Origin of the sequence: Paenibacillus spiritus (assembly GCF_008710135.1) — a bacterium.
Taxonomy (GTDB): Bacteria; Bacillota; Bacilli; order Paenibacillales; family Paenibacillaceae; genus Paenibacillus_AQ; species Paenibacillus_AQ glufosinatiresistens.
In genome coordinates, this window is the sequence record NZ_VYKK01000004.1 from 77,346 (window position 1) to 100,321 (window position 22,976).

41 protein-coding genes and 2 tRNA genes are annotated in these 22,976 nt (G+C 34.8%); 1 reads left to right on the forward strand and 42 read right to left on the reverse strand.

Translation table 11 applies throughout. The features are described 5' to 3' along the window. Nucleotides 1-15 precede the first annotated feature (15 nt). The 20 genes from F4V43_RS19585 to F4V43_RS02045 all read right to left on the reverse strand — a co-directional run bounded on the left by F4V43_RS19585 (nucleotide 16) and on the right by F4V43_RS02045 (nucleotide 10,793). Nucleotides 16-192 carry a hypothetical protein gene (locus F4V43_RS19585; protein WP_191089438.1) on the reverse strand — a complete coding sequence of 59 codons (177 nt, stop codon included), beginning with the start codon at nucleotides 190-192 and terminating at the stop codon, nucleotides 16-18. A gap of 11 nt (nucleotides 193-203) precedes the next feature. Further along, on the reverse strand, nucleotides 204-524 hold the full coding sequence (locus tag F4V43_RS01955) for a hypothetical protein (RefSeq protein WP_150456563.1): 321 nt from the start codon (nucleotides 522-524) through the stop codon (nucleotides 204-206). 402 nt (nucleotides 525-926) lie between these two features. Beyond that, the gene (locus F4V43_RS01960; protein ID WP_150456564.1) at nucleotides 927-1,214 is read right to left on the reverse strand and encodes a hypothetical protein; all 288 of its coding nucleotides are present in this window, start codon (nucleotides 1,212-1,214) and stop codon (nucleotides 927-929) included. Nucleotides 1,215-1,248: 34 nt separating this feature from the next. Beyond that, a complete protein-coding gene (locus F4V43_RS01965; RefSeq protein ID WP_150456565.1) occupies nucleotides 1,249-1,587 on the reverse strand; it encodes a hypothetical protein in 339 nt (112 codons plus the stop codon). 380 nt (nucleotides 1,588-1,967) lie between these two features. Beyond that, the gene (locus F4V43_RS01970) at nucleotides 1,968-2,147 is read right to left on the reverse strand and encodes a hypothetical protein (RefSeq protein WP_150456566.1); all 180 of its coding nucleotides are present in this window, start codon (nucleotides 2,145-2,147) and stop codon (nucleotides 1,968-1,970) included. A gap of 43 nt (nucleotides 2,148-2,190) precedes the next feature. After that, a complete protein-coding gene (locus F4V43_RS01975; protein WP_150456567.1) occupies nucleotides 2,191-2,682 on the reverse strand; it encodes a hypothetical protein in 492 nt (163 codons plus the stop codon). Nucleotides 2,683-3,076: 394 nt separating this feature from the next. Continuing rightward, complete coding sequence (locus F4V43_RS01980) at nucleotides 3,077-3,346, reverse strand: hypothetical protein (protein WP_150456568.1); 270 nt, start codon at nucleotides 3,344-3,346, stop codon at nucleotides 3,077-3,079. Nucleotides 3,347-3,467: 121 nt separating this feature from the next. Beyond that, nucleotides 3,468-3,704 carry a hypothetical protein gene (locus F4V43_RS01985; protein WP_150456569.1) on the reverse strand — a complete coding sequence of 79 codons (237 nt, stop codon included), beginning with the start codon at nucleotides 3,702-3,704 and terminating at the stop codon, nucleotides 3,468-3,470. A gap of 77 nt (nucleotides 3,705-3,781) precedes the next feature. Further along, the gene (locus F4V43_RS01990) at nucleotides 3,782-5,095 is read right to left on the reverse strand and encodes a hypothetical protein (RefSeq protein WP_150456570.1); all 1,314 of its coding nucleotides are present in this window, start codon (nucleotides 5,093-5,095) and stop codon (nucleotides 3,782-3,784) included. Nucleotides 5,096-5,130: 35 nt separating this feature from the next. Further along, nucleotides 5,131-5,586, reverse strand: a complete 456-nt coding sequence (locus F4V43_RS01995) for a hypothetical protein (protein WP_150456571.1) — start codon at nucleotides 5,584-5,586, stop codon at nucleotides 5,131-5,133. Between the two features lie 103 nt (nucleotides 5,587-5,689). Then, nucleotides 5,690-6,208, reverse strand: coding sequence for a hypothetical protein (locus tag F4V43_RS02000; RefSeq protein WP_150456572.1), 519 nt, complete (start codon nucleotides 6,206-6,208; stop codon nucleotides 5,690-5,692). A gap of 194 nt (nucleotides 6,209-6,402) precedes the next feature. Next, on the reverse strand, nucleotides 6,403-6,798 hold the full coding sequence (locus F4V43_RS02005; protein WP_223879749.1) for a hypothetical protein: 396 nt from the start codon (nucleotides 6,796-6,798) through the stop codon (nucleotides 6,403-6,405). Between the two features lie 39 nt (nucleotides 6,799-6,837). Continuing rightward, nucleotides 6,838-7,515 (reverse strand): SLOG family protein, encoded by a 678-nt coding sequence (locus F4V43_RS02010; protein WP_150456574.1) that lies wholly within the window; start codon nucleotides 7,513-7,515, stop codon nucleotides 6,838-6,840. A gap of 25 nt (nucleotides 7,516-7,540) precedes the next feature. After that, complete coding sequence (locus F4V43_RS02015) at nucleotides 7,541-7,963, reverse strand: hypothetical protein (RefSeq protein WP_150456575.1); 423 nt, start codon at nucleotides 7,961-7,963, stop codon at nucleotides 7,541-7,543. Nucleotides 7,964-7,972: 9 nt separating this feature from the next. Beyond that, on the reverse strand, nucleotides 7,973-8,254 hold the full coding sequence (locus tag F4V43_RS02020) for a hypothetical protein (protein ID WP_150456576.1): 282 nt from the start codon (nucleotides 8,252-8,254) through the stop codon (nucleotides 7,973-7,975). 178 nt (nucleotides 8,255-8,432) lie between these two features. After that, nucleotides 8,433-8,945, reverse strand: coding sequence for a siphovirus Gp157 family protein (locus tag F4V43_RS02025; protein ID WP_150456577.1), 513 nt, complete (start codon nucleotides 8,943-8,945; stop codon nucleotides 8,433-8,435). Between the two features lie 16 nt (nucleotides 8,946-8,961). After that, the gene (locus F4V43_RS02030) at nucleotides 8,962-9,198 is read right to left on the reverse strand and encodes a hypothetical protein (RefSeq protein ID WP_150456578.1); all 237 of its coding nucleotides are present in this window, start codon (nucleotides 9,196-9,198) and stop codon (nucleotides 8,962-8,964) included. 48 nt (nucleotides 9,199-9,246) lie between these two features. Then, nucleotides 9,247-10,326 (reverse strand): hypothetical protein, encoded by a 1,080-nt coding sequence (locus tag F4V43_RS02035; RefSeq protein WP_150456579.1) that lies wholly within the window; start codon nucleotides 10,324-10,326, stop codon nucleotides 9,247-9,249. 37 nt (nucleotides 10,327-10,363) lie between these two features. Further along, nucleotides 10,364-10,543 (reverse strand): hypothetical protein, encoded by a 180-nt coding sequence (locus F4V43_RS02040; protein ID WP_150456580.1) that lies wholly within the window; start codon nucleotides 10,541-10,543, stop codon nucleotides 10,364-10,366. A 16-nt stretch (nucleotides 10,544-10,559) separates the two neighbouring features. Continuing rightward, nucleotides 10,560-10,793 carry a hypothetical protein gene (locus tag F4V43_RS02045; RefSeq protein WP_150456581.1) on the reverse strand — a complete coding sequence of 78 codons (234 nt, stop codon included), beginning with the start codon at nucleotides 10,791-10,793 and terminating at the stop codon, nucleotides 10,560-10,562. Nucleotides 10,794-10,889: 96 nt separating this feature from the next. Between F4V43_RS02045 and F4V43_RS02050 the strand changes: the two genes are divergently transcribed. Further along, on the forward strand, nucleotides 10,890-11,180 hold the full coding sequence (locus F4V43_RS02050; RefSeq protein ID WP_150456582.1) for a hypothetical protein: 291 nt from the start codon (nucleotides 10,890-10,892) through the stop codon (nucleotides 11,178-11,180). A 20-nt stretch (nucleotides 11,181-11,200) separates the two neighbouring features. Here F4V43_RS02050 and F4V43_RS02055 read toward each other — a convergent pair whose 3' ends face one another. From F4V43_RS02055 to F4V43_RS02150, 22 genes are all read right to left on the reverse strand, one after another. Next, on the reverse strand, nucleotides 11,201-11,488 hold the full coding sequence (locus F4V43_RS02055) for a hypothetical protein (protein WP_150456583.1): 288 nt from the start codon (nucleotides 11,486-11,488) through the stop codon (nucleotides 11,201-11,203). 21 nt (nucleotides 11,489-11,509) lie between these two features. Continuing rightward, complete coding sequence (locus F4V43_RS02060) at nucleotides 11,510-11,737, reverse strand: hypothetical protein (RefSeq protein ID WP_150456584.1); 228 nt, start codon at nucleotides 11,735-11,737, stop codon at nucleotides 11,510-11,512. 34 nt (nucleotides 11,738-11,771) lie between these two features. Continuing rightward, a complete protein-coding gene (locus F4V43_RS02065; RefSeq protein WP_223879750.1) occupies nucleotides 11,772-12,479 on the reverse strand; it encodes a hypothetical protein in 708 nt (235 codons plus the stop codon). Nucleotides 12,480-12,516: 37 nt separating this feature from the next. Continuing rightward, complete coding sequence (locus F4V43_RS02070) at nucleotides 12,517-12,984, reverse strand: hypothetical protein (protein WP_150456585.1); 468 nt, start codon at nucleotides 12,982-12,984, stop codon at nucleotides 12,517-12,519. After that, the gene (locus F4V43_RS02075) at nucleotides 12,985-13,176 is read right to left on the reverse strand and encodes a hypothetical protein (RefSeq protein ID WP_150456586.1); all 192 of its coding nucleotides are present in this window, start codon (nucleotides 13,174-13,176) and stop codon (nucleotides 12,985-12,987) included. Nucleotides 13,177-13,593: 417 nt separating this feature from the next. Beyond that, nucleotides 13,594-13,722, reverse strand: a complete 129-nt coding sequence (locus F4V43_RS19950) for a hypothetical protein (RefSeq protein WP_263406086.1) — start codon at nucleotides 13,720-13,722, stop codon at nucleotides 13,594-13,596. A gap of 546 nt (nucleotides 13,723-14,268) precedes the next feature. Beyond that, nucleotides 14,269-14,556, reverse strand: a complete 288-nt coding sequence (locus F4V43_RS02080; RefSeq protein ID WP_150456587.1) for a DUF4326 domain-containing protein — start codon at nucleotides 14,554-14,556, stop codon at nucleotides 14,269-14,271. A gap of 407 nt (nucleotides 14,557-14,963) precedes the next feature. Beyond that, complete coding sequence (locus F4V43_RS02085; protein WP_150456588.1) at nucleotides 14,964-15,263, reverse strand: DUF4406 domain-containing protein; 300 nt, start codon at nucleotides 15,261-15,263, stop codon at nucleotides 14,964-14,966. A gap of 100 nt (nucleotides 15,264-15,363) precedes the next feature. Continuing rightward, complete coding sequence (locus tag F4V43_RS02090; RefSeq protein ID WP_150456589.1) at nucleotides 15,364-15,609, reverse strand: hypothetical protein; 246 nt, start codon at nucleotides 15,607-15,609, stop codon at nucleotides 15,364-15,366. A gap of 39 nt (nucleotides 15,610-15,648) precedes the next feature. Further along, nucleotides 15,649-15,972, reverse strand: coding sequence for a hypothetical protein (locus F4V43_RS02095; protein WP_150456590.1), 324 nt, complete (start codon nucleotides 15,970-15,972; stop codon nucleotides 15,649-15,651). 231 nt (nucleotides 15,973-16,203) lie between these two features. Then, nucleotides 16,204-16,476 carry a hypothetical protein gene (locus F4V43_RS02100; protein WP_150456591.1) on the reverse strand — a complete coding sequence of 91 codons (273 nt, stop codon included), beginning with the start codon at nucleotides 16,474-16,476 and terminating at the stop codon, nucleotides 16,204-16,206. 1 nt (nucleotide 16,477) lies between these two features. Continuing rightward, nucleotides 16,478-16,657, reverse strand: coding sequence for a hypothetical protein (locus F4V43_RS02105; protein WP_150456592.1), 180 nt, complete (start codon nucleotides 16,655-16,657; stop codon nucleotides 16,478-16,480). A gap of 10 nt (nucleotides 16,658-16,667) precedes the next feature. Next, nucleotides 16,668-16,934, reverse strand: coding sequence for a hypothetical protein (locus F4V43_RS02110; protein WP_150456593.1), 267 nt, complete (start codon nucleotides 16,932-16,934; stop codon nucleotides 16,668-16,670). Nucleotides 16,935-17,123: 189 nt separating this feature from the next. After that, complete coding sequence (locus F4V43_RS02115; RefSeq protein WP_150456594.1) at nucleotides 17,124-17,531, reverse strand: hypothetical protein; 408 nt, start codon at nucleotides 17,529-17,531, stop codon at nucleotides 17,124-17,126. Nucleotides 17,532-17,804: 273 nt separating this feature from the next. Further along, nucleotides 17,805-17,969 carry a hypothetical protein gene (locus F4V43_RS19590; protein ID WP_191089439.1) on the reverse strand — a complete coding sequence of 55 codons (165 nt, stop codon included), beginning with the start codon at nucleotides 17,967-17,969 and terminating at the stop codon, nucleotides 17,805-17,807. 20 nt (nucleotides 17,970-17,989) lie between these two features. Continuing rightward, a complete protein-coding gene (locus F4V43_RS02120; RefSeq protein ID WP_150456595.1) occupies nucleotides 17,990-18,529 on the reverse strand; it encodes an AAA family ATPase in 540 nt (179 codons plus the stop codon). Beyond that, a complete protein-coding gene (locus F4V43_RS02125; RefSeq protein WP_150456596.1) occupies nucleotides 18,529-19,077 on the reverse strand; it encodes a 3D domain-containing protein in 549 nt (182 codons plus the stop codon). Before F4V43_RS02125 ends, F4V43_RS02120 begins: the two co-directional genes overlap by 1 nt. A 229-nt stretch (nucleotides 19,078-19,306) precedes the next feature. Continuing rightward, nucleotides 19,307-20,446: an AAA family ATPase gene (locus F4V43_RS02130; RefSeq protein WP_150456597.1), complete on the reverse strand. Its 1,140-nt coding sequence runs from the start codon at nucleotides 20,444-20,446 to the stop codon at nucleotides 19,307-19,309. Further along, nucleotides 20,447-21,301, reverse strand: a complete 855-nt coding sequence (locus F4V43_RS02135; protein ID WP_191089440.1) for a GIY-YIG nuclease family protein — start codon at nucleotides 21,299-21,301, stop codon at nucleotides 20,447-20,449. A 114-nt stretch (nucleotides 21,302-21,415) separates the two neighbouring features. Further along, nucleotides 21,416-22,576: a hypothetical protein gene (locus tag F4V43_RS02140; protein WP_150456599.1), complete on the reverse strand. Its 1,161-nt coding sequence runs from the start codon at nucleotides 22,574-22,576 to the stop codon at nucleotides 21,416-21,418. A gap of 178 nt (nucleotides 22,577-22,754) precedes the next feature. After that, a tRNA-Ile gene (locus F4V43_RS02145) sits at nucleotides 22,755-22,828 on the reverse strand. Nucleotides 22,829-22,832: 4 nt separating this feature from the next. Then, a tRNA-Leu gene (locus F4V43_RS02150) sits at nucleotides 22,833-22,913 on the reverse strand. Nucleotides 22,914-22,976: the final 63 nt, after the last annotated feature.

The following is a 22,976-nucleotide window of genomic DNA, read 5'->3' on the forward strand; positions in this document are numbered from 1 at the left end:
TGCTATTTTCTCATTCTAATCTTTTAAAGTGTTTAGCAATTTATCCAAAGTGTTGACATCTTCATCAATAATCCATTGTGCTCCAGTCATTGAATGAACCACAACTTTACCATCGTTTTTCTCATAGTAATGAGAGATATTTTGAACATTAACTCTCCAGTTTCTACCGTCTATATGTAACAACACAAACATGGTTACTCCCCCTATTTAAATATGTAATCTGTATGTCTTACAAACCAGTGTTCTCCCCCTGCAACGGACATAGCTTCCACGCCGTACTCCCCATCTTCTTCACTAAACCAATCCCATTCCACCACAACACACTCTTGATTAATTTCAAATTCGTGCGAGTTGGTGTTCGCAGTAATTATGATGTGTGTTCCTGGAATAACCTTAGAATAATCCCCAGTCAACCTACGAATTTCATCAACGCAATGTTGAAGCACGGCTTGCACTGCTGATTTATCTACTGCGGGGTTGTTAATAAATTTTTCTTCAATTTCATCCAGATACTTTTTATTCATACTCTGTTTTCTTCCTCTACTTAGAATTGGCGAATCGTAATATATTCTTTATTCCTACATTGAATACATTTTATAGCTAAACAAATTGGACTTTGGATCTCCAACGTCACCTTTTCAGTTGTTTCGGCGATAAATTGTAAGCCGTGCTCTTTCTCATAAGTAACAATGACCTCTTCTTTAAGTCCACACGAACAGGAATAATCAATGATTGTTTTAAGTTTTACCTTGGTAGTTCGATTATTATCCATTCTTGTCTCCAAGAAATACCCCTCTTTCTATTGTTCTTTTATCCGTTCCCAAAAGTCCGTCTAGTGTTTCTACACTCTCATCGACGTTCCACTGTGCTCCCTAATAAAAACAATTCTTAGTTGTTTATTTGTCATTTCTACTTATCTCCTATAGTTAATTATTTGCCAATGATTCTAAAGCTTCCCGCACCCTATTAACTTCACCATGTATGCGATATATTTCACCAGAAGCGTTGCGACAAAAAACAGGATTGTCATTGTCTAAACGAATCACCTCTACGGATTGATCTGTTGTTGAGAACTTTACTTTCACATTTGAAAAAGTAAACACATTATATGTAGTCAAACGAGCATTAAGGAAGCCGAATTCCGACTGACTATCCCCAATGTTTTTATCTATTGCACTTTGAACCAATAAATTATATTGTTCCTTCATATTCATCTAGCACTAACTCCTTTCTAACAAAAGTCATATTTCATCGAGTCTCAATTCTTAATTTTGTTTGTCTCTTTAGAATTCTTGCCATCATATTATGTCTTTTATCACAAAACCCTTTTGCCCATTCATCAGGATTTCCAAATTTGCTTACTGGCATTTGAATTCCGCTAAATTGAAATTGGAGCCACCCTTCAGGATTAATGTCGTTCTCAACAATGTATAAACGAATAGCATCAATCAAATTATCTGTTGAAGTTCTGTAAATCATGTCCTGGTCTAAATATTCTTGATGCGTATCAATTATTTCCTTCGCTTTTTGTTCAATTTCGAAATCGGAATAGGCTTTACCAGAGCTAACGTATTCAATTGTTAACAAGTCTCTGTCTCCTTTCTAAGTAAAATTCACATTTCAACAAAATAATCATTTCACGTCATGATCTCAAAGTCTTTATATCCGTTTTCAATCAGAAACTTAGTCATCGTTGCCTTACTATGCGTTGTAGCAATTGTAGAACACGGTTTATCTGACCCTAGCCAAGCTACAACCTTATTAGAAGAGTTGTAAAAGCGCGCTTCATACAATGTCCTGTATAATGCCTTTCGTCCAGGTGCAGACTTTGAAATCCCAGCGAAATATCTGCCCTTTTTCACTGACAGTAATTCTCCGAGGTTGCTTTCGCTTCCAAGATAGGATATCTTCTTTTCCATTCTTTTTTCCAACTCACATTCCTAATGAAAGATTGGTTTTATAAAAACTCATTCTTTGATAATCTCCCACACAACTTCATCCGATACACAATCGCTAAATAATGACTCTCTGTCATCATGATTTGCGTCTTCTTCTGCCATTTGTTCGAATGTATATCCCTCTGGATAGTGCTCTGGAATTAATTCATACTCGATAATCGATGTTCTCGTGATTTTTACCTTAACCATTTTTACTACCTCCTTTCTCTGATCCCATGAAAGGCTAATTTTATCAGAACCAATTAATTATTTCATGATTAATTTCAATCTTAATAATCGAACTATCAATCCTGTACTCTTTCATTTTTTTCTTCGACATGCTCCATGAAAGCCCAAGAGTATCACTCTTTTGAGAAGAATAAACTCTTTCAGCCTTAACGATATAAATTATCATCTTCTGATTATTTCTTTCATCAATGTAGTCCATAACAAACGCATAATATGGTTTGCACCCAAAAATATTCGAAGCATATTCTATGTTTTTCTTTTCCTTTTCTAAATCTTTTGACACTAAGAAACTAGGTTGTTTACCGCTTCTTGTTTTCACTGAGATCCCGATTAGTTCATTAGTTGCATTGTTTCTGCCTACGATATCTAGTCCAATTTGGTCTACATGTGCAACCGAAAATCCTTCTCTTGATAAATAGTACAGTACAAGGTATTCTCCATAATCACCTGTCACCTTTGAATGCCTTGCGCTTTTTTGCTCAGCATAATCATTCATATGGCAATCTCCTTATGAAAAACTCATCTGATTTGTTTACCCTCGTTATAACCTTCTTTGATCTCATCATGTAGAACTAATTTCAATGTCTGACCACTAACATGGTCTGTGATACTATGCATTCCGTTAATAAGTCTAATTGTCTCTTTTCATCTTTCCTTTTGTGTTCTATCTTATTCCCTTTCAACTAAAACAATCTCTCTCTCTAAAATAAATTCTACATCGAAATAAGAAATTCCTTCCTGCTTAATAATTATATATTATTATATTTGTTCTAATAAGTCAATCAATTCTCCCACTTTATTTTACTTATATCCACTTGAAGATACTCTACCAATTTTATTGTTAATTCGGATTTAACCAACGACATCAGCAGCTTCATTTTCCCCTCATATCATCTACACAAATACCCAACTCTAATTTCAGTTTTGTTCCATTCTGCATCGAACACTTTTATTCCTGCTGTGCGAAGATGTTTTCTTACAATCACTTGTTCTTGAGATACTTTATCCATTAGCATTTCCATATGACAAACAAATAACTCTCGAAATCGCATATTAGAATTGAAAGTGATATCCATGTTGTCTTGCAGAACGTCCAGCAGGAATGGGTAAATTACATGCCATTTTATCAACTCTAATTCTGCATCTACTGGCATTCTCATGTTTCTTCCTCCTAGAACTAACGTTCTTATATATTACCGCTTTGTGAATGAAAATTCAATGATTATCTCTAAATATAAATCTGTTATTAAAAAGGAGTAACCATATGGTTAACTCCTTTCTTTATGAAAGCCCAATTTCATTTGAATTCTTATCTGCCTTAGCTAAAGCAAATTGTCTTGCGAGAAATTCTAAATGCTCGAAAAGATACCCCTTACCAAATAAAAACGATAACTCTTTACAATATTCTTTGTCTCCAGTTATTAAGAAGAATTCTTTTGCTGTCCGAATATTGAACACAGTCTCTCTTGCAATTTCTAAGATATCTTCATCTGTTTCTTTAATGCCTGTCAACAGCATATAACAAATCCTCGTTTCACTAAGAAATGTTCATTCTATAAGAATTCAGCGATTAGAATTTTTACTCTAGATATTTGTCATCCATTAAAATTAAAACTTATCAATCCCAGAGAAATAGCTGTGTATCTGATTCGAGCAATTATGGCGTCGATATTAGTAGTGTACATCTCTTGAACTCTGGGATCTTCTCTTTTAATGTGATGCCATATAGAGTGTTTGCAGTTATCTGAAAAAACAATGATTATTTCTGCACGTTTCGATTCGCCTATCAGAATATTATGCGATTCTTTAAATGAATCATAAACTGAAACATTTAACCCACATTCACTTAAGGCTCTAACATAGGCGATCCTGCCTCCAACTAAGAGCACCGAGAAATCACCAACATATGTGTGATTGCTCTTCTTCTTGTTGTAATTTTTTTTCTCTGAGTTATTTGATGTGTTAGCATGTTTGTTGGACTGATAAATGGAGACAATTTTAACCTTCCTTGATCCCTCTTCAAGCGTTGCTTTTGCGGGGGTTAATAGTTCATAATCTTTGTCTTCATTTATAATTGAGTATTTGTTTCCATGTAGGTCAGTAAATAAAACAATATCTTCTTCTTTATCAATATACCCATATAACTCTACTACTTTTGACTCAAAGTTATTATTCAGAATTACTGATTTCTTAATTGTAGTTTTTCGGTTAAGTTTTTTTAGGAATTTTATGGTCATTTTTCTGATATCTGAAACCAAAAAGAAAACTAATCCTTTTTTTCTGTTCGCTCGAAATTCATTCTGTCTTTCTAAGTCACCGTTTAATTTTACTAATTTATGATTAATCACCGTGAGTTCTCTTATTTCAATGCTTTTCTTACTTATCTTTTTTCTCAGGTTATCAATATTCTCTATAAGATTTAATATCTTTTCTCTGTGTACATCCTTTAAAGAATTGATTTGATCCGAAAGAGATTTAATCTGAGCAAGATATTCACTGTCTCTACTTTCGTTATTAACTCTAATTGGTTCGCTCTGTAGCTTTCTTATTAAATCGTTTTGTTGCTGTATTTCTTTTTCTAATGAATTTACTCTCAAGGTAAAGTCTTCGTAAATTTTATTCACTTCTTGTACACGATTTCGCTCAAGAAATAGTTCCTCTTTTAAGCTTTTGATTGAATCATTAAGTCGCTTTATTTCTTTATCTTTTTTACAATTTTCAGAATGCAAAGCATTAACTTTACGCTGCATTTTTCTTATGCTCTTCTTATCTTCGTTTTCTACAAATTTCCGATGGTCAATCACTTCATTCATGTTTGGTTTTGCGTTTGATAGCAATTCTTTTTTGTGTTTTAAGTTTTCAGTTTTTTGTTCATATCTCTTTATAAAATCGTTGTCATTATATTTCATTAAAATCCTCCTCACTGATCGCTAGAAAGCAGTTATCATTTTTTGCTTAAATAATACTTTCGAATATCAGGAGGTGCATTGAAGGTGCCGAATATTTTTATTGATGATATATAGCGCGAAATGAATTCGCATTCTATGTCATCCCGTATTGTCAATTTGCCAAAAGCGACAATTCTAAATTTATTCTTACCTCTCTCATCTTCTGGAATAAACAGTGCGGGCTCTCCACTGACCAAATTATATAAATTGGCTTTATCGATCACTGTAGATCCAATATATATGGCAAGTTTTTTATCCCTTCTCCTCTCATCATCGTAGTTTCTCAAGGTGCTTTCTATAATGTAAGAATGCTTATCTAACTGATTTCTGATTGCCGTTTTGAAAAAATCTGTTCGATCTTTATATAAAGTTCCGTCAATTAGCAAATCAACATTGCCTAAGTCCATAACGCTAATATTCACAGAGACCTTTTCGGTGTTAATTTCATTCATTATTTTCTGTCCTCCTTGAATAATTAATTATATTCCAAGTGTGTTCCAACTGGAGCATATTTATACTCAAGGATTTTATTTCTTGATAAATTATGTATTCTACTTACTTTTCTTCATCTTCATACATCGACGCTAAACTTTCTTTTCGATCTTTTTCGCTCATTGTATTAAATTGAATAACATTGTTATTTTCCCTAATATTCTTTATTTCTCCTAGTTCTCTATATCGCTTCACCTCATCCATCAATCTGCTAACCAACATATCGTCATCATCTGGCGATGCAGGAATACTTAGTCTCGCTTTACCGTTAATGAATCGTTTGAGTGCAGCATGAACTTCATCTAGATCAACAGGTTCTTTGTATCCCTTATCGAATTCTTCTTGTGTCATTATTTCAGATTCATTCCCTTCCTCAATTTCAATAAGCTCACATGCCGAATCTATATATGTATCAAAACTCTGTAAGAATGTTGCTTCTGCTTCTGTCAATTCTACATCTTCATTGAGTCTGTCATGCAATTCGTTTGCTATATCAAAAAGTGAGTTCATCATTGAATCAAAACACTGATTATTAAAATCTTCTTTCTCTTTAATCGTCTGCTCTCTTTGGTGTTTGTTCATCTATAACATCTCCTTATTATTTTATTTTATTAATGAAACACGCATTTCATCTAGACTGTCTTCTAGAAATTTCTCCATCTAACACCTGTAAAAACTTGTGTAAATCGTCCTTCATAATGATGAGATGATCGATTCCGATCAACCTCAAGTCTAGATTTATTAATGATTTCATAGCGTCCAACCAATTTTTCATATTAACACTCCTTCATTATATTATAATTATATTTAGCAATATTAGTAGCCATATCAACAGCACAACTTCTACAGATTCCCGGTGTTGCGGTATTACTCCACAACTCTACTTCTCCACATAATTTGCACTCAAACTCAGTCATTGCACATCCACCAGCACCGCTTCTTGAATGTTGAATTGCATATGCCAATTTTTTTATATCTAAAGGAGATTCTTTTAGTTTAATTACTTCATCTAGTTTCAACATGACTCTTGTTTGTAATTTACGATCAGCATTTTTTAACTCCTGCCAAGAGATAGATTGATCGAAAACATCGACAAGAACACTTTCATACTCAGACATGTTTCCTTTTTTCAATTGTTGAATGCGGTTTATGTAAAAATCATCAAGACTCATTCTTAATTTTACCCCCAATGTTTTAATAAAACATGCCATTTATCCAAACATTCCATACAGCACATCTAACTCATAATCATATTGTGGTTTAAGTGTATATAGCGTCTTGCCATCTTTCCTAGCATATCTTACACAATTAGCTGTACCACCTTTTGCGCCATCCCAAGCCGCTATAACAATACGACTGTGATCAACCATATATTCATTGCGCTTCTGCATCTTAGACACATGGTATTCACCTATACTAACGCCATCCACTTTGTAAGCTGGTAACTCATCCACATATACAACTTCATCGGCCATATCAAGCATCTTCTTGTACCATGTCTGAGTTTCACGTTCATTCCATTTAGAAGCCTGATTCTTGAATGGTACAGCAACAATGTTTCTTATATTTGGATAATATACTTTCTTAAAACCGTTCACAGTCCAGAATGCTATTTGATCGAAGCCAATTGCTCCACCTGAAATGAACCGTTCAATTCCTTCATTTTCAATTAAATCAATCAATATAGGTTCAAGTTTATTCTTTATGTATTTTGATTGATCTCCTGTTAGACTATAACAATCACCAAGTTTGTTTGGTCTATGTCCAGTGAAGCACACGGACTTACGTTCAAGTTCTTCTTTAATTTTTGCCTGTCTTCGTCGCTCTTCTATTCGCTGTTTCATTTCCTCTTTGCCTTCAGGAGTATTTAATTTCGCGAAATCGACCACTAATACTTCTCCCTCCTTATACTTTCTACCACCATAAGCATTTATGGCATAGGCAAAATATTGGCATCACATCTTCAATCTTTTCATCTATCTCTTTAATCTTTCTTTCTTCACTAAAATCACCAAGCGTTAAATCTAATCTTAGACCTTCTATCATTCTGTCGATACACTCTTGAAATGTTATTAGTTTACCCTTGTAATCAAATTTATGGAATCCAGTATCAATTACATTTACTTCATCGTACATACGAAGTCGCTCATATAACCATAGTTTAAAAGTATAGTCCAGCGACCAGGTTTCTCTTGAGTCGAATCCATAAATCTCTCTTTGTTTACTCCACCCTTCTTCCCTGCTGTCTCCTGGACACCATCCTTGAGGAGTGTCTTCAAGTTTTATACCTAAATCATCAATGTATTTTCGCAATTCATTTAATCCTTTCTTAATCAAATAGACCTTTTATAGTCTATTTCTCAACTTTCTCTGACAGAATTGCATAGCTTCAAACAATGTATCGGTATCTGCTTCTACCGTTTCTGTACCAAATATTCTTTCATTCTCATTCAGACTGGGCTTTTCTTTGTAAACGAATATTTGGCTCCTAATAATTTCACCGTTCCCGACACCGCAGCTATCATCTGAGAAAATCATGATATTGTAATCACCAATTGGAATTATTAAGCTTGCCTCTGATCCTTCATTGCTAGAAGTAATCCTGCCTTTTAATTTAACACCGTCCATTAACTCCAACTCCCCATATTTTTAATAAAAGAACTCTTTCATCGACACTTCTGTTTCTTTTTTTGATTTTTATTTCGGATGAATATTCACACTTTAATGAGAAAAATGGTGGTAAACAACTCCACTGAAGTCATTATACCACCTTGTATTTAATATGTATATTATTATTTTTGTTTTATTAAGTAATTCGTAAATGTTTCTTATCGGTTACCAGTACTACTCCATCAATCAGTTTACCGGCTTTAACGTCTACAAGCAGTAACTTAGTATCTACCTTTGCTGGTTGTGGAATCTTATATGTATCAGGTATTTTGCTTTCGTCTAATACATTTAGCGAAGGGGGGTTCTTTTGCAATTTTACGGTAAACACACCTGTGTTAACTTTATCGGTATTGTTGAGTTCGAGAAACCCTTGCATATATTCTTTAAGCCACTTTTGTTTGTTCTCCAGGTACTTACGCTTTTTGTTTAATCGTGCCTCTTCTGCTTTATATGCCTCAATGTCTCCATTTAGATTGGTAATAAATTTGGCGATGTTATCGCATTTGTTGATCATTTCATCTTCGATTGACTCAAGGGTATCTTTGTACATTTCAATATCGTCTTCTGTCATTTCATCGTTACTTAGTGCTGCATCAACAAATTCATTGAGGAACTTATATTGCTCAGATAGTGAGTAAAGTGAAGGCATATGTATAATTTCTCCTTTAGTTGTTTTTCATGTATTTCCATAACAGGATTAGATATTTTACTTTTCGTTTTAATGGGATATTAACAACGCCTCTAATGTAAAAATTCGAAACCTCAACCCCAGTATTTGACTTAACCATTGCATCATCATTAGTTAATTCAAAACCTGCTCGATTTCTTGAGAAAATTAATAAATTTTCGCCATTAATAGTCACAATATTACTCTTATCCATCTTTTTAAAGCCTATCTTCAATATTCCATTCCCCTTTCTTTCGTGATGAAACTTCTGTTTTATCACCCTTTAGTATTCTTCAATATTCGCTTTTACAACTTCATAGTCCTTATACAGTTGAGGATCTTGGTCGGCGACAATGTTATAAAGGACACTAAAGTTATAATTACAATCTCTAAATACCCTTCCATCCCCGTTCCAATTCTCTCCCGTATAGGAATAGATATCATCCTCAATATCCTGATCCAATTCATTTTCAACATTAAAGTACCCTAATCCAGTCTCCGCATAATCACAACCATTACTCCAATCATTTCGGTTCTTCTCAAGATAATGGGCTAGTCTTAGGTATTTATTCTGTTTGACTATCGCGCTTAACAGATCATCCCAGGAATCATCAAGCTCCAAGTCATACTTAGCAAGAAGCAGCGCAAGTTTCTTGTTTTGTTCTTTTTCTTTCTCTATTTTCTCTTTTTTAACTCTCTCTTCTCTCATCTTGATGACTTGAGTATTCCAGATTTTTTTAATCTGTTCGATAACCGACTTCCTCAACTCTTCAAGTCTATTCTCAGAATATTGAGTCGGGATCTGTTTTTTAATTTCTGAAGGGAAATTGTAGTACATTTTAGTAGTATCTTTTGAGCGATTCGTTTTGTAACCATAGTAAGAAGAACTAATGCCAATTTGCTCTAAAATATCAAACACTTTCTTTTCTGTTGCTTGATTTATTTTTAGTTTTTCAACATTCTCAATATGTGTTTCTTTCTCAGATTCTGCAATAGCATTAATGAATAAAATCAAACTGTCTAACTGCGTAGTGTCTGTCTCATCAAAATATATGTATACGTAATGATAGTTCTTCTCAAAACGCATACCTTTTGCCATCCCTTTTTGTTCTATGTATTTATCAGTATCATACCCCTTCCATTCAACTCGGAGTATTGGTTTGCTATCCCACCATTCACTTTTCTCACTCAGCCTTGCGCTGAAGGTGGACAGATGCAATGGAGTAAACTTCTGAATTTTTGTTAGACCCGTTGATTCTTCTAGTTTCTTGAACTTTGAGGTAGTAATATCTTTCATTTTCTCAATCTCTTTTATAATCTCATTAAAGTTTTTCTCTAGTGTGTCAGACTCCCAAACACCCAAATAAGTCATCTCCATTTCTAATAAAATTTAGATTTTATTAACTTACAACAAACTTAAACGACTCTGTGTACTTTTTAGCAATAGTCCATTTTTCTTCATTCTTTTCATTTTTTGTTGGATTATCAATTAGATACTCATTGAAAAACCACCATATCCCCTTCATATCTTCAGCAGACATTTTCACTACATATTCTGTCTGATCTTTAAGAACTTGCACAGCAATCCCTCCTTCTTTAAGCTCTTTGTTCTCTCACAAATTTATGTATTTGAATAAGTTCTCTAAAATTCCTCTTCATCATTAACTCATCAACTTCATCCATAATCTGATACATGGCTTCTTGATGGTCAACTCTCATTGATGAAGGACAATCTAGTTGATCTGGTGTTGCAACATTGTATAACTCTTCACTCTCGGGACAGCATGATTCAAAGGTATTCCATAAACAATGGGTATTGTTACATTTCATTTAACCAAATTCCTCCTTTAAGTTTAAAAGAGTAAGCACAAATGATATAATTAGATGTAGAATTGCCTAAATAAGTGTACAAGAGGAGATGAGATTATGCGTTCAGTAGATGTCTTTCTTTATGATCCAACAAATAGGTTGTACTCTTTCCTGCAATTAATCTGGATAAGAATGCCATTTACCGAATATGAACTCGACATTGCTTCTTATGAGGAGTGGAGAAAAAGAGGTAATATGGTAAGATTTAAAAATTATGTAATTAAAGAATTTAAAGATAAAGGCATTTCTAAGGGCGAAACCATCAGTATCATCCAAAATGAATTCGAAGAAAGAGGGATTACATTTTCAGAATTGCCAAAGATTATTTATAAAATTTGGGATGAATGAATCCCCATAAAAGTTATATTTTACAATGACTCAAATTTCGCCTCAAACTCTTTTAATTGCCTTTCTAGAGTTTGGATAATTACATTTAATAGTTCCCAATTACCAAAATATCTAGATAAATCGGCATTAGTACCTGAACCATCTCTGAATTTAGAAATAGACAGACTATATAGACCGTCATCAAGCGCAGCCTGATTTCTATTCTCTCTTCGTTCTTCATAAAGTTTTTTCAGTACTTTGATTCCTTCTTGAGTTGTTTTAATTAGTTCTAGTAACTCTTCCCCTTGTTGCAATTGTTGAATATTCATTTATATACTCTCCTCTTAAAATTATGATTTCATCGCATTAATATTGTAGTATTTTCCATCGGTTCCAATTAGTCTATCCACTAGCGTTACTGTTAATTTCCTATTGTAACGTTCTGCTTTTTCTTCATCCTGGAATAATTCGTAATAGGAGTTTGCTACTTCTTCAGGATTATTCGCTACAATAAAATCATCGAAAGCTTCATACTCTGGATCAAAATCATTAGTAAATTCTACTTGGTATACCTTCATTCTAATCTCACCTTTTCTTGATCAAATCACGATTTCATGATCCAAAATGATCTAATTGATTATTCTCCAATATCTCAATCTCTCGTTCGCTAAATCCAATATCATTGAGTCTGAGAAGCATTTTGCTGACTTCTTTATTGCTCACCGACATTCCCCTCTCAACAAATCGAGGAAGTCTTACAATCGTTCCCACAATGTCTCTAGCTCTTCCTTCGTTGTAATAGATTTTATTCCCTCTTACGAATCTCCAATCACTCAAGCAAGCAACATTGCCATTCTTCCAATAGGTCATGTTGTGCTTGAAATCAAACTGGTTAATTACCTCTTCGGGCTTACCAATCCATTGAGTAATGATCTGGTATTTTCCGAGTGAGATTGCATTTTGAGTAATAGTCATATTGATGTCTTTGTACAATCCCCCACTCCTAATCTCACTTTTGTAAGATGCTTCATTCATAAAATACTCTCTCAACTTCATTGCTAACTCTTCAGACTCAACAAAAAAATCATAGTCTTTCGGTTCTTTCTCATGATAAAGACTGTAGATACAGCCTCCAGAAATGTAAGACTGAAGAAAGAAGTCGTATTGTAGGGATTGTGGAAGCAAATTTGTTAATTCGTCTTTTGCATAGAAAAGCCTAGTCGATATGTCGTTAATTTTTTCATTATGTATTTGTTCTTCAGTCTTATATGTTTCCTTTAATAAACCAAATTTAATCATCAATCGCTTAATGATATTCACTTAATACCTCCTTCATATTTTGGTTGAAATTCTTCTTTTATCGGAACATCATATGGCTAGTCCCATTTTCATCATCAATGTTCCAATTACCAAAACAAGTTTTTACCGTCTGTTCTTTCGAAATAACTATGTATAAATCGCCTAATTTACTAACATAAGAATCCTGGGCTTCATTTTTATATTCAGATTCACCAACCCAATCGACATAGAATTCATCCTTGGTTCCATCTTCATAAATTAGATCAACCGAACAAATATCTCTAGCGGACAATCGTTCGAAGAGATTATGCTTCCATTCCTCAACGTCAAAAGCATTATATTCTTTATTGGCTTCTCTGCTAATTGCTATTGAAAATAGTTCACAAGTTGTCATGTGCATAATACTGTTATAGTGCTTTGTAATATGTTTTTTTAAATCTCGTACTTGAAAATTGCCTATGTATTTTCCATCAATACTCAGAACTTCGCAATTCTCCAAAGCAAACTCAACACTTTTTATTTTCATCTATTCACTCTCCTTCTTATTTTTATTCTTTCTTGCATTTGCTAATCGTTTAGCAGCCGCTTTACGCTGTTCCTCGCTCATAACCCGTTTCTTATTACTCTTCGCTCGGAAGGACACCTGATTCCGATCTACAAGATAATATGTATTTCCTTCTTCATCTGTTTTATATTCTTGGAATCCCGCCTTTCTCATACGAGTCCTTTCCTTACTCGATGAACAAAAGATTTGGTATTGATTCGTTTCCTCCGTGTATACAAGCACATTCTCTCGTTCACATGGCTCCATATGTGTTAGTCCTCATTTCTGTATTCGCTTTTAAGTCTTCCTAAAATGTCATATACGGCAGCAATCCTTGCATATTGTAATTCGTTACCCTTCGATGTTCCCACACAAATTGGTTCCCCATACTTATAACAATCGTTAATATGCCATTCATAGGCTTCATTACAAACTTCATTGTTTTTGCAAATCATCAGATCGTATCCACTATCTTTTCAGTTTTTAATCACGGAGTATCTATAGCCATTGTCACATTCAATTAGGTCATTCGCTTCAATCAAAACATTTCCTCTCCTTCTACATACCACTTGAGATTTTACATTATCAAATTCAATCCTGGTATTCTTCAAGCAGCTCAATTGCAAACTCTAAATCAAACATTTGATGCTTTACTATGGTAATTGTTCTAGCTATGGATGTGTCATTTCTTTGTTCGTACTGTTCAACTTCTCCAGACATTCTTTTTCCTCCTCTTCAGTTCTATTAATTCTCAAACGAGTATACACGTGGCCGCAAATTTTACATATCTTTGCATGAGTATACCACTGTTTATCTTCGATCTTAATCAATTCATACTCGTGTTTATGATTACTTTTCTTGCCCATTTACCATCCCCCTTTCTGTTTAAAATGTCGATTTTATTCAAATTCTTTCTTAATGGCATCAAACAATTGTTTGCTAATTTCAATACGCCTTGACGTATTATAATCGTCTAGTTCCATATAATATTTTTCATTAGATTGTGTAACTATGACTTCACCATAATTGTTAGATAGACCGAGCGATAATACAAAATGCGTTTCTATAATATATAAGCCCTCCTTTCTTGACGAAGTTCTGATTTAGTTAACTTTCACACGCCTCTATAAACAAAATTTAACTTGCCATCATGATCGAAATATGGTTCAAGTCCAGTATAAATATGGATCTCCTCTGTTTGCTTAAGATGTTCTGCGACTATCTGGCTGATTTCATTTAACGTAAAGTGCAATTCCTTTTTCACTCTCATGGACATTCATCACTCTCTGGTGCCAAATTATCGGCAAGTTCAGCCAAGATATCACCATGACATGCTTTAGGCTTACAGAAACAGCACAATGTTTTACCTTTTAGCTCGTGTAGCCTATTAAGTAATTGAGGCTGCGCCTTAATCCACTCAGCGTATTTACGGATAACGTCGTCCCTGTCGCCATCCTTACCTATGACAAAAGGATTTCCCCAAATTGACCCGCGTCCGATATACACGTCATATGGAACTTTATGATACTTGTTCACCACTTTAGTTTCGCTCATATGTATCTTCTCCTAATTCCCATTCATCATTTTCACAAGCATCGCATCCAGGACAAGGACAGAAATCATCAACATCAACTGCATAACCAATTTGACCTGAACCGTTACAGAGATTCACAATATTCACTCCTCAATTAAATATGAACATACGGCGTGTCTGAAAAGTATTCTTTTTCAATATCAGAAAATTTCAACTTCTGATCGTGAGGCAACAATGAGATTATTTCAAGGATAGTTTCATATTTATGTATGGCTTTAATTTTACTTAAGCATTCTTCTTCAGTGTGGGCGTTAGAGTTAAATATATATAGTTCGTGATATAATCTATACTTGATTTCACCCAAATGGTAAATAAATTGTTCCACTGATGTCCTCCTTTCTCAGTAAATGATCCATTTCATAAGCCGTTACACTGGATACAGGTAATTTACAGCCTTACCTTTACTTTTGGCGTATTCAATTTCTCGCTTTGTGCTTGAACCAATATATCCATCTACATTAATCACAAAGATTTCATCTGCCAAATCAATTTTTCTAAAATGGATGTTATCGAGCATTTCTTTCTCCTGAGATGTTAACTCTATACCTTCAGCATGACCGAAAACTCCTACTGAGATCACGAGATTCCCCAACATAGTCAAGTTTTTGTTGACCACATTAAATTCTTCTTTGTACTTTGTAGAACCGCATAGCGTAATTACTTTCATATATTCTCCCTCTCTCCTACATTTACATGGATATTTATAGTGAATTCCTTCGCTACATTTGGGGCAAGCACCTATACTCATTCTACAATTCCTTTCTAACTTAATATTGAATAAAAACTTCCTTATTGTCGTTCAAATCATCCCAGGCAGCAATAAACTTCTCATATTGATCAATGGTTTCTTTGGCTCTTTGAATTCCACATCCATTATATTGATTATAAATAAAAACAGCTTTACTCTTTGATCCATATGAAAATTCGCTCCGTACTTCTGGATGGAGTAATTTCGCCCACTTCTCATCTTCGATTAAGAAATCATCATGTGTAGCTTTGCGTGAAAAAATCATTCTACTGCTCCTTTCCTCATCAAATATCAAATTTATGAGCTATTTTATTTCCCTCACTTCGGCTTCAATTTCTTCATCTTCCTCGATCACTTTAATTGTGATACCATCTTCAACTTTTTCATAATCCTTTGTATCAAATCCATCAACCTTAACTCGTACCTTTCCATAACCTTCAATAAATGTGTCATCACGACTTACCAGCCTTGAACGTTGGATGGCTAGATTTTCAGCATGAGCCTCTACAGTTTTGCAGTCAAAGAAATATTCACTGAAATTCTCCATCCACTCTTCATTGATAATATTCTCGTCAATCTCAACAATATATGTATTGGTTGTTACTACTTCGCATTTAAACTTTCTCAAATCACACTCTCCTTTTCTAAATGAAATCCTTATTTCATAGTCAATATTGACACATAACGCCCAGCAAGTACCTCATTGGTACACATCCCTTGTTCCACCGAAAATATGCAAACTTATCTTCTCTGCACTTAACATACTTTTCAATCAAATCTTCATCTGTTCTAGTGTTGAACATTGATGGATGCCCATTTTCTCCGCAAACCAAAATGTTATAAAATTGTTCTTGACCATTCATCCGTTCATCGCACCTCCTGCTTTCACATATGCATCAATCCGTTTCTGAAGTCTTTTCTTGCTCCGCTGCTTTTTAGTTCTGTTTTGTATCTCTTGTAGACGCTGAATCTCGCAACTGACGTGATCAGCGGCTAAGAAGTTTTTTCCATCTACTTTAGAACTACAAACCTGAGTATTTTTGTTATTTGTCTCTCCATAGTTAAATCTCATTTCTAACACTTCCGATTTGTGATCTTTCTTTTTAAAAATATTCCAAATGTTAATCCCCATATTAATCATTCTCCTCATTATTTTTATTTTTCACCTTATAGTATTCCTTGCCAGACATTTCCCAAGGAGTAGATTTGCCACATCTTAAGCATCTGCTCAATGTTTCTGATTCATATATTTCGCCACCACACTTTGAGCATGTATCAAACTCGGTTTGAAAGAAATCTTTTTCGATATTCATTTGGATAACCTCACATAGTCCTGTTATATAAATATCTCATTTCTTCCTCAAGCGATTCATAGCCATAAGTATTTTTTACATTCGGGAAAATAACTTTGCTAAAAGCAAAATCATTATGTTCAACCGTCAAAACAATTTTATGTTCCATATCATGCTTATTGTCCCCTGCCCCTTCAAACAAAAGGCTTATTGTAAATGCTGGTTGGCATTCATTAATTGAATATATTTCGTCAAAGATTTTGTCAACTTTCTCTTGAATACACTGAATAATGTCCACTGTTCAGCAACTCCCCATTAAGTTATAGTCCTCTCAATTCATCCACTAATTGCTGCACCTTCAGACCATATTCCTTTCGGCTAGTCAAAGATGCGGCAATAATGTTGTCTACGTCCCATTTATTTAACTCTATGTCGCTTAATATCTTTTCAGTTGGCGTCCCTGCTATGTATTTGATTGTGTTAATGTTCATTTGCTAAGATATTTGAGTTCTTCCCTAAGTCGTTTGACTTCCTTCTCAGCCGACTTAATCAGTGCTTTGGTATAAGAAATTTCTTCTCCCTTGAACTTATCATATGTATCACCAGGAAGAAGTTTTGCCACACCTTTTGACCCATCGTTGAAAATTGTAATTGTTGTTGTTCCGCTATAGATTACTTTATAACCAGCATGTTTAACCGTTTCCGATTTTTTACTATTAATTGATCCCTTTTCCGCTTTTCCTTTCGCTAATTCAAGTTCGCCTTCACGGCAAAAGAAGGTTCCTTCTGGAAAATTTACTGAATAGTGGTATCCGTCAATAGTGTTAGCAATCTTTCCAACAGACCCTTCTTCATTTAAAAATACAACTTCATCTCCAACTTTAAATTTTCCCATTAGCAATCTATCTCCTTTTCATCTTTAAATAACAGTTTCATCAAACCAGTATTTCGTGAATCTGAACTCTATTGTCATATTGCCTTTTGGTTAATTCATACAATACGCAATAATCGGGTGTTGAATAAACATGACCAGTTATCAAATAGTATCTGACATCATCTCCATTCGTAACCGTGAGATGTTTATTAATCAGGTTTTCAATATAATACGAACGCAGTTGTCTTGATGGTATTCCAACTATCTCTTTATTAGTTAAGTGATCAATTAATTTCATTCTTCATCCATCTTTTTTTCATACTGATCCATTGCACTTTCAATGTCTTCTAGAATATCTTTGGTTTTATCCCGAAGTTCAATCAATTCACTGTATGTCAAATCTCCACTCTTGGCATCCTCAAGCAATTCACTGTAACGGTCAATATTAATAGAAAACATAGTTTTTTACCTCCTATTAATTAATTGATTTGCTCATTTCTTTCTGTACGGATAATGTATTCGATAATATTTACGGCCTTGCTGAAGTCATAGTTAGGAACCTTGTAATCAAACTTTTTATTTCTAAACTTTACACCATCTTGAACAACGCGGCTGAGAATTTTTTCAACATCATCACCACGTTGTTGCATACGGCGCATTCGTGTTGATTTATCCACTTTAATGTAGATTGTGATGAATTCGATTTCTGGCATTTTTTCTTTCAAGTCCTTAATGCCATCTGGGTCGCAGACATAGACGTCTGTTTCTTCGATTTGTGATTTTGTGCTGAAGTAATGATTTTTCTCAATAAGTGAGTAAGCCGCAATATCACCGTTTCTTTTCATTTTTTCATATTCGCCTGATGTACAGAAGATATGCCCGTATTCACCTTCATAGCGCGGTGTACGAGTGGTATATGACTGTACAATATTGAACCCTCTTTTCCCAAGTTCTCTTGCAATCTCAGTCTTGCCAGCTCCCGAGTATGCCATTAATACAAAAATTTTACGCTTATTCATTAGTTTAATTCACCACTTCCCATTTTAATTATTTTTACTTTTACTCCCTTTTTGCGTCCAAACTTTCTTGCCTCCTTCAAATCTTCGATGAACAAATCCAGCTTGCGGCCTTTTATGGCCGACCCGGTATCTTCTACTCTTCTTTCACCTATATTATCTATGTATATAATTGTGCCGATTGGCAAAACTTTAGTATCTGCTGAAACGGTACGGCCTTCCTTTGTTCTTACACCGCTTGCGGTTAAAGCATACCCTTTATCGCCAGGAGTTTTCCCAGTTGACTCTTTGCCGTTTGTATAGGCAGAAATTTCGAACAGCATCCACTCTTCTCGATCTTCCTGATTCTTTCTCTGTGGTTTAACTTTCTCATCATGATCTTCTGCTTTTGATATGAAATTAGTCCTAAATTCTACCTTCTTGGCTACTTGAGATTTATATGTATTATTCGTGTTTTTCAGTTCTTCGACTACGCTCACGTTTAAAGTATGAGTAAAATCTATTGTAGGCTGCGCGAATAGTAGCAAAGAGAGGATAGCGCCCTTTAGCATCGGAACCTCCTGTATTTTAGAAAATAGCCCCACTTGTTACGGTGAGGCATGTTTATTTTTATTTATTTAGATATGTTCTCCAGCAAGACTAGCACTAACCTGTTCTTGCTGCTCCTTAGTCAGTTGATTCCAATTAGCAGCCATCTCATCGAGCGCTTCTTGAACCGTTTTTTCTTTCATTTTATATTCTCCCTTCTTGATAAACTCTGTCTTTTATCAACTCTATGTATTAGTTCGACACATTAAATTCAGTAATGAACTTTACTGCCTCGGCCAATGCGTTAACATCAGTTACGGTTGGATATGCAGTTGTTCCAAGAATCTTTTTGAATTCGGGAACAATAAATTGGGTTAGTTGTTCATTAGTGAATCGAGTTTTTTGTTCATTGATTTTTGCAATCAGATCTTCGGCAGAAAATACTTCTTCCGCATATTCCCTTGCCTTCTCATCTCTAATTGCCACTTCTTCTATTTTGATTTCTTCTAGACTCTTACCTACTTTGCCGATCTGTCCTTCCACAGCATCTTTAAACACCTTGAAGAAATTTTCTGCACTATAATCAACTTTCTCTGGCAGATTTGTGAAGCGTCCACCCGCTACACTGATATAATTAGAAGGTCTAAAGTACATTTTCACTTCTGTAGTATGGAAGTTTGAGGCAATATCTTTCCCCTTTTTTGTTTTCTCATTTTCTTCAATAATTTCTCCATCTTTATTTGTAACCTTGACCTCAGTGTGCAAGCAGCAAATTAGATCTGCTTGAGATTCAAATACCTTTTTACCAGTTGCGCTCATCATTAATTCTAGAGTGTTATATTTTACACCATCGATAGTCGTAACTTCTTTCTCTTTTGTCCAGCAAATATAGACAAAACCGATTCCCAACTTCGTTAAAATGTCAAACTGCTGAGAAAGCTCATTTTGGAGTAGAATATATCCATTTTCATTAGTGGATTGTGTAACATCTTGAAGGCTAGTGAATTTTTTACCATATTTTTTACTTGCCTTTTCAATAATGTAGTCAGTGCAACTATCGATACAACGATCAACAGTGTCAATACCAATTAATTTAGTTACAGGATTTGTTTTTGCTTCTTCTACCAAACCCTTTACAATTTCATTCTTAAAGTACTCCCACGGTTTCTCTTCCTCGTATAATGCAATAGTATTTCTCAAATGCCACGACTTCTCGCCAGGCTCAAATGCGATATGCAAATCCGCTTGAGGGTCGTTGGGATAGTGCAGTTCCGTTAGTTCTTTGTAGAGTCGAGTTTTACCACCTTTGTAACCAGAAGCAATAATCGTTTTATAAGATTGCAAGTCTACCTTTGGAATATTAGTGCGAACATTTTTACGAAATCCAGCCATTTATATATTCTCCTTTTTCCATCTTTGATTTTTAATAATTTTATTAATACAACTCGTACCCACATTAAACATCTTGGACAAATCAGTCATTGTTGTTCCATTAGAATATAATATCCTAATCTCATCAGCGCGTTTTTGAGTCATCTTTATTCTAGAATACTTCTCACAATCTATTGCTCCTCCAGTAACGCTCCTCCATGTTTTTCCGTCTCTAATACTGGCTATGACTTGACTTGAAACGTTAAACCTTCTTGCTATTAACGCTAATGGATGAGAGTCTTTTAACATCTTGATTATTTCCATAACGTCATTTGATGTTAATTTAGAACAGTGATTGTCTTCGCCTTTGGGCTGTGATTTACTCATATTCTGTCTGGCTTTAATGCTCATTACTCTGCCTTTATTAGCCTTACTAATCTTCATTCTTGTGTCATTAGAGTGTGTTTTCCCGAAGAATGAATTGTTTTTACCAGTACAGTCATAATGATTCAAACTCATTTTCTTTCTCGTTTCGTCACCATGTATAGTGCGACCATTCACATCAGCAACCAACTTATTATATCCACGATCAGAGTCACCCGTGTTTAAGGCATATATCCAAAGATTTTCACGATACATCAACTCATTCTTATTTTCTACTATTTCTAATAATTCTATATGAAATTTTTGTTCACCATATTTATTCCATGCGTATTGTAAGTGGTTATTTCGATGTCTGTTAGAATTGAGAGCTGCTTTATGAGTTCTCCATCTTACAGCAACATTTATTGAAGAACCGATATATATCTTCTCTCTTTTTAGTTCAAGTTCACCTACTCTTACAATAGCGTATATTCCACTAACGTTTAAATTCAATCGCCCTCCATTTCTGCTCCCTATGAATTTTATATTTAATCTGGACCATGCTCTTATAAAACATAGTCCAGATTACTAATGCTAAGATTGTTCTCTCTCTATTTAATCATTGAATTATTTTGAAAACGGATCGGCAAACGGATCGCTGTTCGCTGCTGACGCAAATGGATCATCAGTAAACGGGTTGTTTGTTGCCGGATTTCCGTTTTCAAAAGGGTTTGCGCTAGTAAGTGTTGCAGTCTTTTGGAACTCTTCCTCTGTTAGAAGTTCTCTCATTAGACTGTTTGCTACATATCCCGTAATCTCAAGTCCCTTTTTATCTCCGTTTGTGACTCGCTCTTTCCGAACTACACGTTGAGTATCATCTACATCTGCAAATGGATCGTCTGAGTCAAGTTCTTCAACTACGTCAACATAAGCAAATGTAGCACGATTATTATCTTGTCCTGTCACTTCAATAAAGTCATATGTATTAAGAGATGCAAATGCATCAGCAAGCGACTTCTTACCTTCTGCTACTTCCGTTTGATAAACAATAAGTTCTACATCTTTAGGATTGGAACGTTCCTTACCAAAGTCCAGGAACACTGCATTCACTTTTGTATCACCAGTGTCCTCTTCTTGATAGGTGCTTCTGATACCGATTTGCATATTGAAATAATTCACTTCACGGAAAGCAGGATTATTAAAGTCTGTTACATAATCAAATTCTACTCCAGCATGTTTTACTGTTTGGAATGTTCCGTCTTCCTGTTGAATCTGACCATTTACAATTGGACGAACCGAATTAATAGTGCGCTTTACAAAAGTTGTAGTTGTGCCATCGTCTTTAGTGAATTCTTCAATACTGTAGCTTCCACGAACCTCGTACCACTCATCCGCTTTAATAAGTTTGGCAAGTCGCTCACATTTGTCCCAATCGACTTCAATTGGATGATATGTATTATCCGGGAACTTCTCTTTATTGTTTCGATCTGCCCAATCAACAGTTACCGATTTTTTATGTGTACTGCTGTAAGGGTAAGCAAATTTTTGTTCCATCGCGGCCAGTTCAACACGTAGACGGTTACTAGGAGCAGTTTCAATCTCGAACTGAATTACTCGCCGTGGCTTACCTGTTGTCCTTGTTGTGGTTTGCTGTGCAATAGGCTGTTTAACCCAACTATCTGATTCGTCCTTCTTGCTTACCTGACTAACTTTACCAATGAATCGGAATGAACTTTTGAACTCTTTACCTTCGTGTTTTTTGTTAAGTTTAATTTTATAGTCTGCCATTTGTAATTTATAATCTCCCTTATTGTTTGTTATTTTCTTTTTTTATATCTTATGTAGTTAGTTGTTCGATTCAAAGGGAGGACTTCTCAGCTTATCGCCTATGCTTCTCACCACCTTTTTAGAATTGAGGTTGTAGCCTCTATATAATCGTGTCTGAGACACGTTATTTTAGGTTTAATACTCCCTACAGGACTCGAACCTGTGACCGCAGAGATATAAGCTCTGAACTCTAACCGACTGAGTTAAGGGAGCGAAGTACGGATGATCGGACTCGAACCGATACGCCTTGCGGCAGCGGATTTTAAATCCGCTATGTCTGCCATTCCATCACACCCGCAAATTCTTGATAAAAGTATTCTTTTATTATCCTCTATATATCTTTATATTACTATAATAACAT